Raw genomic sequence first — 12,380 nt, forward strand, 5'->3', positions numbered from 1 at the left:
CAGAATGCGCCGGCCAGACGCGGCGGGCGGGCGCCCGCCGTAGCGTTACGCGGTTTCCTTCGCCAGGGCGGCGTCGGTGCGGGAGGCGCGGGTGCCGACCAGCGACGCGAGCTTCTTGCGGTCCAGCTCCTTTTCCCAAGCGGAGACCACCACGCTGGCGACGCCGTTGCCGATGAAGTTGGTCAGCGCGCGGCATTCGCTCATGAAGCGGTCGATGCCGAGGATGAGCACCATGCCGGCCACCGGGATGGTCGGCACCACCGCCAGGGTGGCGGCCAGGGTGATGAAGCCGGCGCCGGTCACGCCGCTGGCGCCCTTGGAGGTAAGCATTGCCACCGCCAGCAGGGTCAGCTGCTGGGTCAGGGTCAGATCGGTGTTGGTCGCCTGGGCGATGAACACCACCGCCATGGTCATGTAGATGTTGGTGCCGTCGAGGTTGAAGGAATAGCCGGTCGGAACCACCAGGCCGACCACCGACTTGGAGCAGCCGATGCGCTCCAGCTTTTCCATCAGGTGCGGCAGCGCCGCTTCCGAGGAGCTGGTGCCGAGCACGATCAGCAGTTCTTCCTTGATGTAGGCAATGAAGCGGGTGATGGAAAAGCCGGCCATGCGCGCGATGCCGCCCAGCACCACGAGCACGAACAGCGCGGCGGTGAAGTAGAAGGTGCCCATCAGCTTGAGCAGCGGCAGCAGCGAGCCGATGCCGTATTTGCCGATGGTGAAGGCCATGGCGCCGAAGGCGCCGAGCGGCGCGACCTTGGTGATGATGTGCACCACCTGGAAGATCACGGTGGCGATGCGGTCGATCAGGTCCAGCACCGGCTTGCCCCGCTCGCCCACCATGGCCAGCGCGAAGCCGCACAGCAGCGCCAGGATCAGGATCTGCAGGATGTCGCCCTTGACGAAGGCGTCGGCGAAGGTGTTGGGGATGAGGTTCAGCAGGAAGGTGACCATGCTGTCGCCGTGGGCCGCCTTCTCGGCATACTGGGCGATGGCCTTGGCGTCGAGCGTGGAGATGTCGACGTTGAAGCCGGCGCCCGGCTGGAACAGGTGCGCCGCCACCAGGCCGATCACCAGCGCGACGGTGGACACGATCTCGAAGTACAGCAGGGCCTTGGCGCCGACGCGGCCGACCTTCTTCATGTCCTGCATGCCGGCAATGCCCGCCACCACGGTGCAGAAGATGATGGGGCCGATCACCATCTTGATCAGCTTGATGAAGCCGTCGCCGAGAGGTTTCATCTCGACGGCGAGGGTGGGACGGAAATGGCCGAGCAGGATGCCGATCGCGATGGCGATCAGGACCTGCACGTACAGGATCCGGTAAAAGGGTTTCTTGGATTGCATTGTCGAGCCTCCTCGCTCATGGATGGTGACGGCACGCGGTGCGCGCCGGATCAGTCGTTGCCGGTCCGCCGGCCCATTCGCATGGGGCGGCCGCCATCCTGATCACCCGGCGAAGCTTCGCGGCATTGCCGGCAGCGCCGCGCGGCGCGTCCGTTGCATGGTCCGGCTTCCATCGCAGACATGGAGCATCAGGGCGATGCCGCATGACGGCGCGGAAGCTTTGGGCGAAGGCGTTTCCTCTGGTTTCTGGTAATGGCGGCCATGGCGGCGCAGCGGAGCTTGTGCAATCCGCATGCCCGCCGCGTGAAGAGCGCTAAGTGCTTGAGTTATATGTGGTATTCACGCTCGAGAGAGACAAGGACGTCCGGATCGCCGGAATCGCCCCATCCCGAAGTCCAGATTTCTGGAATCCGGCTTAGGGCCGGAGCTCCGCAGCGCTCTGGAGGCGCCCCTACCGCAGCGCTTGCAGCGCCCGGCTCGCTTCCCGCAGCGGAAAGGGCACCGGCGCGGTGTGGCTATCCGAATGCGCCAGCAGGGAGAAGAAGAAAAGCGGATTGGTCGAGGACGTCGTTCATCGACACTCCTCATCGGCCGGGCTGGCGTGCTGCGCCATCAGCCCCATGATGGCGGAAAACTGCACCGGCTTGACCAGATGATGATCGAAGCCGGCGGCCAGCGCCTGTTCCCTGTCCTGCGGCTGGCCATAACCGGTGACCGCCACCAGTACCGGCTGGCGTGGCAGACGCAGCGACCGGATGCGGCGCGCCATGTCGTAACCGTCCATGTCGGGCAGGCCGATGTCCAGGAACATCAGGTCGGGCGCCGCTTCATGAAGCCGCTCCAGTCCGCGCTGGGCGCTGTGCTCCACCAACACGCGATGACCCTGGGTTTCGAGCAGCAGGGCCAGGGTTTCGGCGGCATCGACGTTGTCGTCCACCACCAGCAGCGTCAGGCCGCTGGCGGTTCGCGCCTCGGCGCTTTCGGAGCGCAGCTTTTCGCCGCCGGCATCGCCGCCATCCGCCACCGGCAGGCTGACGATGAAGCAGCTTCCCCGCCCGGTGCCTGCGCTCGTCACCGATACCGTGCCGCCATGCAGCTCCACCAGGCTTTTGACCAGCGCCAGGCCAAGGCCGAGGCCACCCTGAGCCCGATCGGGCGAACGCTCGGCCTGGGTGAACAGGTCGAACACATGAGGCAGCAGTTCGGGCGAAATGCCGATGCCGTTGTCCTCCACCGCGACCAGCACCCGGTCGGCGTCCTGTTTCACCCGCACGGCGATGCGGCCATGCTCGGGCGTGTACTTGGCGGCATTGTTGATGATGTTGGTGAAAACCTGGATCAGGCGGGTGCGGTCGGCCATCACCGACGGCATCTCGCCCGCAATCTCGAGCGACAGCTGCTGGCGCTTGGTCTCGATCAGCGAATGCACCTGCTCGACCGCATCGCTGAGGATGGTGCGCAGGCCGATCCTTTCCTTCTGCAGGGAAATCAGGCCGCGCGTAACGCGCGAGACATCCAGCAAGTCATCCACCAGCTCCGTCATGTGCTGCACCTGCCGCGTGATGATGGCGCTGGTTCGCCGTATGCGCTCCGGGTCCAAGTCGCTCAGCTTCAGCAGCTGCGCGGCGGTGCTGATCGGCGCCAGCGGATTGCGCAGCTCATGCGCCAGCATCGCCAGGAACTCGTCCTTGCGCCGGTTCGCCGCGCGCAGCTCTTCCTGCGCCTTCTCGATCTGGGTGACGTCGGTGTTGGTGCCGAACCACTGCACGATCTCGCCCTGGGCATCGCGCAGCGGCGCGGCCCGGGTGTAGAAAGTGCGGAACTCGCCGCTGGCCGAGCGCATCGGGAAGGTGGCTTCGAACGGCGTGCCGGTGGCAACGGAATGCTTCCAGGCTTCCAGTATCTCGGGCAGCTGCTGCGGGTCGTACACCTTTTGCCAGCCCCACCCAGCCATTTCCTCGTTGGTGGTGCCGGTGTATTCATACCATCGATCGTTGTACCAGTGAACGTGGCCGTTGGAATGGGCCATCCAGGCCAGCTGCGGGATGGTATTGGCCAGCTGCCGCAGCCGCTGCTCGCTCTCGCGCAGCGCGGTGCTGGCGCGTACCGCCTCGGTGATGTCATGGCCCTCGACGAAGATGCCGGTAACCTCGCCGGTGTAGTTGCGGATCGGCTGGTAGACGAAGTCGACGAAGCGCTCCTCCAGCACGTCGCCTTCCTGGCGCTGCAGCTTGACCGGGATGCCGCGCCCGACGAAGGGCTCGCCGGTGGCGTACACCTTGTCCAGCAGCTCGACGAAGCCCTGGCCGACAACTTCCGGCAGCGCATCGCGCACTTCCCTGCCGATCAGCTCGCGCCGGCCTACCAGCTGCAGGTAGGCATCGTTCACCAGCTCGAACACATGCCTCGGCTCGCGCAGTACCGCCATGATGCCGGGCGCCTGCTGGAACAGCCGGCGCAGCCGCTCGTTCTCTTCCTTCTGATGCCGCTCCAGCAGCACCTGCTGGGTGGTTTCGGTGCAGGCGCAGTACATGCCGGCCACGGCGCCGGTTTCATCCAGCACGGGCGAATAGGAAAAGGTGAACCAGGTCTGCTCGTCGAAGCCCTTGCGATGCATGAGCAAGGGCAGGTTTTGGTGGAAGCTGGCTTCGCCGGCCATGGCGCGGTCGATGATGGGACTGATGTCTTCCCATATCTCGGACCAGATGTCATAAAAGCGGCGGCCGAAAGCGGCAGGATGCTTGTTGCCCAGGACTTCGACATAGGAGTCGTTGTAAAGGAAGATGAGCTCCTTGCCCCAGGCCACGAACATCGGAAATTTCGAGTTCAGGATCAGGCTGACCACGGTACGCAGCGATTGCGGCCAGCCCGACGGATCGCCGAGCGGGGAACGGCTCCAGTCGTGCGTGCGCATGAGCTGGCCGGTCTCTCCTCCACCGCTGAGGAAAGCGGCTGCATAGGGTTGTTTCATTGTTGGTTTGCTCCGCGGAACTGGCGCCGATAGGTCACTCGCCAGTATAGTCGACCTGCATGGCGACGACAGCACGGGAGCAAATGTCGCAGGCATCTTAGTCGGGCTGCCATGGCCGGCGTTGATGCACGACAAACCTGGCGCGGCTTCATCCCTCGCCCGCCTGTGGTTCAAGGCCGTTCGCGCGCTCGAGCGGCCCGGACGAGGACAAAGGAATTTGCCAAGCCGCGCATCCTTATTTTTGCGCCAGCACCCGGCGCAGCGCCGCCTCGATCTTCTCTTCCAGCATCTGTTCCATGTCTTTCTCGACCGGGATGATGGAAATGCCGCCGCTGGTTTCGAGCACGGCGTACTTGATCTGGCTCATTTCGGCGATGCCGTGATCCTGGCGCGCCGTCTGCAGGATGTCGGTGCGGGTGACGTGGGTGCGGGCCAGCTGTTCCTCCAGCAGCTTGCCGCGGTCCACCAGCACCACCGGCACGCCTTCGGCGATCCTCTCAACGCCGCGGAAGCGCTTCTTCAGGATGGACAAGCCGAGGTCCATCATCACGAAAGTCGTCACCACCGCGATGCCGGTCACCACCGACTTGTCTTCGTCCACCAGCGCGTTCTGCACCGCCTCGCTGAGGATCAGCAGCAGGATCATGTCGAAGGTGGTCAGCTCGCTCAGGGTGCGGGTGCCGGTGAGGCGGAACAGGACAAGCAGGAAGAAATAGATGGCCGCGGCGCGCAGAATGATTTCCATGGCGGTCTCCGTTTACGGATAGACGAACTGCTCGAAGGAGAGGCGAGAACGGCCCTCCAGGGCAATCCATCCCGGCAGGCTGCCTATGCCTTCCGGCATGAAGTCGAAAGTGATGTCGTGAATGCTTCCCGGCCGGGCGTTGAACTCGTAGACCAGCGCGCCCTTCTCCATCACCACCCGCTGCGGCGGCGGCGTCACCTGTTCGATCTGGATGCGCCGCAGGTAGTCCGCGCTGACTTTCAGGCGTACGGTATCGGCTTTCGCATCCACCCGGATGCGCAGCGTATCCGAGGTGTGGTGGCGCACGAAGCGCTGGTACTCGATGCCGATATCGCGGTCGGCGGAGACCGCCTCCGAGTCGCTCAACGGGCCGCCCCGGCCGAACAAGCCGAAGGCGATCGCCATCAGGAAGGCGGCCAGCACAACCCAGGCGACGCGTTCCACCACGCCCTCCAGCCTTTGCTGCCGGGGGTCGACCTCGAGTTCCAGCCCCGGAAAATCGGTACGTTTGACCATTCGTCGGTTCCCCTGTGTGAATGCGTGAATGATTGGGCGGCACGGCATCGGGCAGAACCCTCCGCGCCGGTTTCAGCTTGGACAACAATCTTGTCGTTTTGTCACCAAAAACCGCCATGGACGTTGCCCGCCGCAAGCGGCCGCCCGCCTGCAGGCTTCGTCGGCATCGCGTACCATAGCGGGAACGACATGCAATTCTTTCCATGCGGCAGGCAACCGGCGCCGGTCCGCCCGTCAGCATGGATGCATGCCTTCAACACTCGTTCAACGATGGCCGCGCGCCATCCCATTCCGCAGAAAGACCCATGACCACATTGTTCGATCCGATCAAGCTCGGCGATCTCGAGCTTCCCAACCGCATTTTCATGGCTCCCCTCACCCGCGCCCGCGCCGTCGGCGAAGGCAGGGTGCCGAACGCGCTGATGCGCGAATACTATGTGCAGCGCGCCTCGGCCGGCCTGATCCTGTCCGAAGCCACCGCCGTCACGCCGCAGGGCGTGGGCTATGCCGATACCCCGGGCATCTGGTCCGAGGAGCAGGTCGCCGGCTGGAAGCAGATCACCGATGCCGTGCATGCCGCCGGCGGACGCATCTTCCTGCAGCTCTGGCATGTCGGCCGCATTTCCGACCCGGTCTTCCTGAACGGCGAGCTGCCGGTGGCGCCGAGCGCCATTGCCGCCGAAGGCCATGTCAGCCTGGTGCGCCCGAAGCGCGGCTACGTCACGCCGCGCGCGCTGGAAACCGCCGAGATTCCCGGCATCGTCGCCGCCTTCCGCAAGGGCGCCGAGAATGCGAAGCGGGCCGGCTTCGACGGCGTGGAAATTCACGGCGCCAACGGCTACCTGCTGGACCAGTTCCTGCAGGACAGCACCAACAAGCGCACCGACGCTTACGGCGGCTCGATAGAAAACCGCGCCCGGCTGATGCTGGAAGTCGCCGATGCCTGCATCGAGGTCTGGGGCGCCGGCCGGGTCGGCATGCACCTGGCGCCGCGCGGCGATGCCCATGCCATGGGTGACTCCAACCGCCTCGCCACCTTCACCTACGTGGCGCGCGAACTCGGCAAGCGCGGCATCGCCTTCATCTGCGCCCGCGAGGCCATTGGCGACGACCGCATCGGCCCGCAGCTCAAGCAGGCGTTTGGCGGCGCCTACATCGCCAATGAGAAGATGACCCGCGAGACGGCCGAACGATTGCTGAAGGCAGGCGAAGCCGATGCCGTCGCCTTCGGCCAGCTGTTCATCGCCAACCCGGATCTGCCCAAGCGCTTCGAGCTGAATGCGCCGCTGAACGAACCAAACCCGCAAACCTATTACCACTCGACGGCCGAGGGCTACACCGACTATCCGGCGCTGGCCGCCTGATCGGACCGGATTGTCATCGGCGCCCGTTCCGGCGGCGAACAGCCGCTTGCGTTGGCGCAGGCGGCTGGCGTCATGCTGCCGGCCGGGCGCCCGTCCTGCTGTATATTTCCTTCGCATCGTCCTGCACCATCGAGGAGTACCACCATGCCCGGAAACCCGAAACGCCGTGCCGCCTGGGCTGCCGGCCTTGCGCTGGCCGCCGCCATGCTGGCCGGTCCGGCGGCGCTGTCCGCCGAACTCAAGCTCGGCCTGTCGGCCGATGTCTCCTCGCTCGACCCGCATTTCGTCAACATCGCGCCCAACATCGCGTTCTCGCAGCACCTGTTCGACGCGCTGGTGCATGTTGATCCGGATGGCAAGCTGATCCCCGGACTCGCCACCTCCTGGCGCGCCGTCGACCCGACCACCTGGGAATTCAAGCTGCGGCGCGGCGTGAAGTTCCACGACGGCTCCGAACTGACCGCCGACGACGTGGTGTTTTCCATCGCCCGGCCGGCGCAGCTGACCAGCAGCCCCGGCCCATTCACCAGCTATACCAAGCAGATCACCGACGCCAAGGCAACCGATCCCTATACCGTCCGGTTGAAGACCGCCATGCCCTACGGCCCGCTGCCGCTGGATCTGAATTCCATCTTCATCGTTTCGAAGAAGGCCGCACAGAGCGCCTCCACCGAAGACTTCAACAGCGGCAAGGCGCTGGTCGGCACAGGCCCCTTCAAGTTCGCCAGCTTCAAGCGCGGCGACCGCATCGAGGTCACCCGCAACGACCAGTACTGGGGCGACAAGCCGGCCTGGGACAAGGTCACTTTTCGCATCATCACCTCCGATACGCCGCGCCTGGCCGCCCTGCTGTCGGGCGACGTCGACGCCATCGAGGCGGTGCCCACCGCCGACATCGCCAAGCTGAAGACGAATCCGAAATACAGGCTGGAGCAGAAGACTTCCTGGCGCACCATCTTCTGGCACATGGACCAGTCGCGCGACAAGTCGCCCTTCATCACCGACAAGGCCGGCAAGCCGCTGGACAAGAACCCGCTCAAGGATGTGCGGGTGCGCCAGGCGATCTCCAAGGCGATCAACCGCCAGGCGATGGTGGAACGGACCATGGAGGGGCTGGCGGTGCCGGCATCCAATATCGTCGCGCCCGGCATTCTCGGCCACGCCGACGCGATCAAGCCGGAAGCCTACGATCCCAACGGCGCCAAGAAACTGCTCGCCGACGCCGGCTATCCGGATGGCTTCGGCATCACCCTGCACGGCCCGAACAACCGTTACGTCAACGACGACCAGGTGGTGCAGACGGTGGCCCAGTTCCTGACGCGCATCGGCATTCAAGCCAAGGTCGAGACCATGCCGCTCTCCTCCTATTTCGGCCGCGCCCGCGCCGGCGAATTCAGCATGGCGCTGCTCGGCTGGGGCTCGCTGGCGGGCGACTTCGCGCTGCGCTCCCTGGTCGGCACGCCCGATCCGAACAGCGGCTGGGGCACCTGGAACTGGGGCAAGTACAGCAATCCCAAGCTGGACGAGCAGGTGCGCGCCTCGCTCGGCTCGGTGGACGAAAAGAAGCGCGCCGACCTGGCGAAGGAGGCGGCCGCCGCCGCGCTGAAGGACTATGCGGTGATCCCGCTGCATCACCAGATGGCGACCTGGGCGGTGCGCAAGGGCGTGCGCTACGCGGCGCGCACCGACGAATTCACCTTCGCCCACCAGTTCCGGCCTGAATGACGCGCATCGGCAAAGGCGGCTCAAGGATGCCTGAGCGATGCTGACCTTCATCCTCAGGCGCCTGCTGCAGACCGGCTTCGTGCTGCTGGCGATGTCGGTGCTGGTGTTCGCCGGCGTCTATGCCATCGGCAACCCGGTGGACATCTTCATCAATCCGCAGGCGGACCAGGCCGAGATCGAGCGCGCCACCGCCGCGCTCGGGCTGGACAAGCCGCTGTGGGTGCAATACGGCCTCTTCCTGCAGCATGCGCTTGCCGGCGACCTCGGCAAGTCCTTCGTCCACAACCTACCCGCGCTCGGCCTCATCCTGGAACACATGCCGGCGACGATGGAACTGGCGGTGTGCGCCATGCTGATCGCGGTGCTGCTCGGCACCCCCCTCGGCCTGTGGGCCGGACTGCGGCCGCGCTCGGTCATCGGCAAGAGCATCATGGCGGTCTCCATCCTCGGCTTTTCGCTGCCCACCTTCTGGGTCGGCCTGATGATGATCATGCTGTTTTCGGTCGAGCTGGGCTGGCTGCCATCCAGCGGCCGCGGTCCGACCGTCGAGGTGCTTGGCCTGCCGCTGTCGCTGCTTTCGGCGGACGGCTGGAAGCACATCCTGATGCCGGCGCTGAACCTGGCGCTGTTCAAGCTGGCGCTCATCATCCGCCTCACCCGCGCCGGCACCCAGGAAGCGCTGCAGCAGGAATACGTGCGCTTCGCCCGCGCCAAGGGTTTGTCGAATGCGCGCATCGTCGGCGTGCATGTGCTGAAGAACATCCTGATTCCCATCATCACCGTGATCGGCATGGAGTTCGGCTCCCTGATCGCCTTCGCGGTGGTGACCGAATCCATCTTCGCCTGGCCGGGTATGGGCAAGCTGCTGCTCGACTCCATCAACCAGCTCGACCGGCCGGTGATCGTGGCTTACCTCATGCTCACCGTCACGCTCTATCTCGCCATCAACCTCGCGGTCGACATCTTGTACTCGCTGCTCGATCCCCGGGTGCGGCTCGGGAGCGCCGAATGAGCGCCATTCCCGCCATGCGCGCGCGCGCGGAACATCCGCTGCGCCGCTTCCTCGCCGCCTACGGCGAAAGCCGGCTGGCCCTGGCCGCCGCCGGCGTGCTCCTGCTGATCCTGCTGGCCGCGCTGCTGGCGCCGTTTCTCGCGCCGCAGAATCCCTACGACCTGGCGCAGATCGACATCATGGATGCACGGCAGCCGCCCGGCGCCAGCGCTTTCGATGGCCATATCTCCTATTGGCTCGGCACCGACGACCAGGGCCGCGACATGCTCTCCGCCATCCTCTATGGCCTGCGGGTCTCGATGCTGGTCGGCGTTGCTTCGACGCTGCTGGCGCTGGCCATCGGCCTCACCCTGGGCCTCATTGCCGGCTTCTTCGGCGGCAAGGCCGATGCGGCGGTGATGCGCCTGGCCGACCTGCAGCTTTCCTTCCCCGCCATCCTGATCGCGCTGATCCTGCTGGCCCTGCTCGGCAAGGGCACCGGCAAGATCATCGCCGCCCTGGTGGCGGTGCAATGGGCTTACTACGCACGCACCACGCGCGGCGCCGCCATGGTGGAGCGGAACAAGGAGTACATCGACGCCGCCCGCCTGCTCGGCCTGTCGCGCGCCAGCATCCTGTTCCGCCACCTGCTGCCGAACTGCCTGCCGCCGCTGATCGTGGTTGCCACGCTGCAGATCGCCGCCGCCATCAGCCTGGAAGCGACGCTGTCATTCCTCGGCGTCGGCCTGCCGGTGACCGAGCCCTCGCTCGGCCTGCTGATCGCCAACGGCTTCCAGTACATCCTTACCGGCAAATACTGGATTAGCTTCTTCCCCGGCTTGGCGCTGCTGGCCACCATCGTCGCCATCAACCTCGTCGCCGACCGCCTGCGCGACGTGCTCAATCCGCGCGGGGAGTCGTGATGCGCACCCTGGTCGTCGAAAATCTCCAGACGCATTTCATCGGCCGCGAGCGCACGGTGAAGGCGGTGGACGGAGTGAGCTTTGCTATTGCGCCGGGGCAGGTGCTGGGGTTGGTGGGCGAATCCGGCTCCGGCAAGTCCATGACCGGCAACTCCATCATGGGCCTGATCGACCCGCCGGCGAGCGTGGTCGGCGGCCGCATCCTGTTTCAAGGGCAGGATCTGCTGGCGTTGAACGCGGAGCAGATGCGCCGGCTGCGCGGCAACCGCATCGCCATGATCTTTCAGGACCCGATGATGTCGCTCAATCCGGTGCTGCGCATTGACACCCAGATGATCGAGGCGGTGCGCGCCCATCATCGCGTCAGCCGCGCGGCGGCGCGTGAACGCGCGCGCGACATGCTGGCACGGGTTGGCATTCCGGCGCCGGCGGAAAGGCTGAGCGCCTACCCGCACCAGTTTTCCGGCGGCATGCGTCAGCGCGTCGCGATCGCCATCGCCATGATCAACCAGCCCGACCTCATCATCGCCGACGAACCGACCACTGCGCTCGACGTCACGATCCAGCAGCAGATCCTGAACCAGATGCAGCAGCTGTGCGCCGAATCCGGCACCAGCCTGCTGTGGATCACCCACGACCTCGGCGTGGTGGCCGGCTTGGCGGAGGAGGTGGCGGTGATGCGCGCCGGCCGCATCGTGGAACAGGGCACGACCGATGCGGTGATCAATCATGCGCAGCATCCCTACACCCGAGCGCTGCTCGCCGCCCTGCCCTCGGCCGGCACGCCGGGCCGGCCGCTGCTGGGAGCGGCATCGTGAGCAAGCCGCTGCTTGAACTGCGCAACGTATCGAAGCGCTTCGCGCGCCGTCTCGACCTGGCGGCGAAGGCCGCCCGGCTGCTTGGCGCCGGCGAGAAGGAAACGGTGGTGCATGCGGTGGATGGCGTCAGCCTGACCGTGCATGCCGGCGAAGTGCTGGGGCTGGTGGGTGAATCCGGCTCCGGCAAGTCCACCCTTGGCCGGATTGCCGTCGGCCTGCTCGATGCCAGTAGCGGCGAGCGCAGGTGGAAGGACCAAGCGCTCGCCAGCGGCGAGATGCGGCTGGCGATGCAGATGGTGTTCCAGGACCCGTTCGCCTCGCTCAACCCGCGCCTGCGGGTGCGGGACTTGATCGGCGAAGCGCCGGTCGCGCACGGCCTCATACCTGCAAGGGAACAGGAAGCGCTGGTGGCCTCGCTGCTGCAGCGCGTCGGCCTCGATCCCTCGGTGATGCGCAATTTCCCGCACCAGTTCTCCGGCGGCCAGCGCGCCCGCCTCGGCATTGCCCGCGCGCTGGCGGTGAATCCCGAATTCCTGGTGTGCGATGAAGCGGTGGCGGCCCTGGATGTGTCTATCCAGGCGCAGATCCTCAACCTGTTCCTGAAGCTGCGCGAGGATCTCGGCCTGACCTATCTCTTCATCAGCCACGACCTCTCGGTGGTGCGGCATCTGAGCGATCGGGTGGCGGTGATGTACCTCGGCCGCATCGTCGAGATCGCGCCCACGCGCGATCTGTTCGCCTCGCCGTTTCATCCCTATACCCAGGCGCTGCTGGCGGCTGCGCCGACGCTGGAAGTGAAGAAACGCAGCTACGTTCCGATCAAGGGTGACATTCCTTCGCCTGTGCAGCCACCCTCGGGCTGCCATTTCCATCCGCGCTGTTCGCATGCGATGGCGCGGTGCCGTGCCGAAGCGCCGGCGCTAAGGGAAGTGAGGCCGGGGCATTGGGCGGCATGTCATCTCACTGACGCGCACGAATAG

The 12,380-nt window shown here is 65.7% G+C and carries 9 protein-coding genes and 1 pseudogene; 6 read left to right on the forward strand and 4 right to left on the reverse strand.

What is annotated here, in order from left to right:
- Positions 1-45 precede the first annotated feature (45 nt).
- The 4 genes from CHB88_RS13270 to CHB88_RS13285 all read right to left on the reverse strand — a co-directional run bounded on the left by CHB88_RS13270 (position 46) and on the right by CHB88_RS13285 (position 5,579).
- Positions 46-1,347 carry a dicarboxylate/amino acid:cation symporter gene (locus CHB88_RS13270; protein WP_089399818.1) on the reverse strand — a complete coding sequence of 434 codons (1,302 nt, stop codon included), beginning with the start codon at positions 1,345-1,347 and terminating at the stop codon, positions 46-48.
- A 571-nt stretch (positions 1,348-1,918) separates the two neighbouring features.
- A complete protein-coding gene (locus CHB88_RS13275) occupies positions 1,919-4,318 on the reverse strand; it encodes a hybrid sensor histidine kinase/response regulator (protein ID WP_176442459.1) in 2,400 nt (799 codons plus the stop codon).
- 235 nt (positions 4,319-4,553) lie between these two features.
- Positions 4,554-5,063 carry a DUF421 domain-containing protein gene (locus CHB88_RS13280; protein WP_089399820.1) on the reverse strand — a complete coding sequence of 170 codons (510 nt, stop codon included), beginning with the start codon at positions 5,061-5,063 and terminating at the stop codon, positions 4,554-4,556.
- 12 nt (positions 5,064-5,075) lie between these two features.
- A complete protein-coding gene (locus tag CHB88_RS13285; protein WP_089399821.1) occupies positions 5,076-5,579 on the reverse strand; it encodes a hypothetical protein in 504 nt (167 codons plus the stop codon).
- Between the two features lie 305 nt (positions 5,580-5,884).
- Here CHB88_RS13285 and CHB88_RS13290 point away from each other — a divergent pair, with 305 nt between their 5' ends.
- From CHB88_RS13290 to CHB88_RS13315, 6 genes and pseudogenes are all read left to right on the forward strand, one after another.
- On the forward strand, positions 5,885-6,943 hold the full coding sequence (locus tag CHB88_RS13290) for an alkene reductase (protein WP_089399938.1): 1,059 nt from the start codon (positions 5,885-5,887) through the stop codon (positions 6,941-6,943).
- A gap of 144 nt (positions 6,944-7,087) precedes the next feature.
- On the forward strand, positions 7,088-8,668 hold the full coding sequence (locus tag CHB88_RS13295; RefSeq protein ID WP_089399822.1) for an ABC transporter substrate-binding protein: 1,581 nt from the start codon (positions 7,088-7,090) through the stop codon (positions 8,666-8,668).
- Between the two features lie 37 nt (positions 8,669-8,705).
- Positions 8,706-9,680 (forward strand): ABC transporter permease, encoded by a 975-nt coding sequence (locus tag CHB88_RS13300; protein WP_089399823.1) that lies wholly within the window; start codon positions 8,706-8,708, stop codon positions 9,678-9,680.
- Positions 9,677-10,582, forward strand: coding sequence for an ABC transporter permease (locus CHB88_RS13305; RefSeq protein ID WP_245844958.1), 906 nt, complete (start codon positions 9,677-9,679; stop codon positions 10,580-10,582). Before CHB88_RS13300 ends, CHB88_RS13305 begins: the two co-directional genes overlap by 4 nt.
- Positions 10,582-11,382, forward strand: a pseudogene (locus CHB88_RS13310) (ABC transporter ATP-binding protein); the annotation flags it as partial. The gene CHB88_RS13305 and the pseudogene CHB88_RS13310, both read left to right, overlap by 1 nt.
- An 11-nt stretch (positions 11,383-11,393) precedes the next feature.
- Entirely contained in the window at positions 11,394-12,380 is a 987-nt protein-coding gene (locus CHB88_RS13315) for an ABC transporter ATP-binding protein (RefSeq protein WP_089399940.1), read from the forward strand.

The organism is Noviherbaspirillum humi (genome assembly GCF_900188095.1).
Lineage (GTDB): Bacteria > Pseudomonadota > Gammaproteobacteria > Burkholderiales > Burkholderiaceae_D > Noviherbaspirillum > Noviherbaspirillum humi.

Excerpts from the sequence above, each read along its gene's own strand:
- CHB88_RS13270 (WP_089399818.1), bottom strand. The coding sequence starts at position 1,347 with ATGCAATCCAAGAAACCCTTTTACCGGATCCTGTACGTGCAGGTCCTG.
- CHB88_RS13275 (WP_176442459.1), bottom strand. The coding sequence starts at position 4,318 with ATGAAACAACCCTATGCAGCCGCTTTCCTCAGCGGTGGAGGAGAGACC.
- CHB88_RS13280 (WP_089399820.1), bottom strand. The coding sequence starts at position 5,063 with ATGGAAATCATTCTGCGCGCCGCGGCCATCTATTTCTTCCTGCTTGTC.
- CHB88_RS13285 (WP_089399821.1), bottom strand. The coding sequence starts at position 5,579 with ATGGTCAAACGTACCGATTTTCCGGGGCTGGAACTCGAGGTCGACCCC.
- CHB88_RS13290 (WP_089399938.1), top strand. The coding sequence starts at position 5,885 with ATGACCACATTGTTCGATCCGATCAAGCTCGGCGATCTCGAGCTTCCC.
- CHB88_RS13295 (WP_089399822.1), top strand. The coding sequence starts at position 7,088 with ATGCCCGGAAACCCGAAACGCCGTGCCGCCTGGGCTGCCGGCCTTGCG.
- CHB88_RS13300 (WP_089399823.1), top strand. The coding sequence starts at position 8,706 with ATGCTGACCTTCATCCTCAGGCGCCTGCTGCAGACCGGCTTCGTGCTG.
- CHB88_RS13305 (WP_245844958.1), top strand. The coding sequence starts at position 9,677 with ATGAGCGCCATTCCCGCCATGCGCGCGCGCGCGGAACATCCGCTGCGC.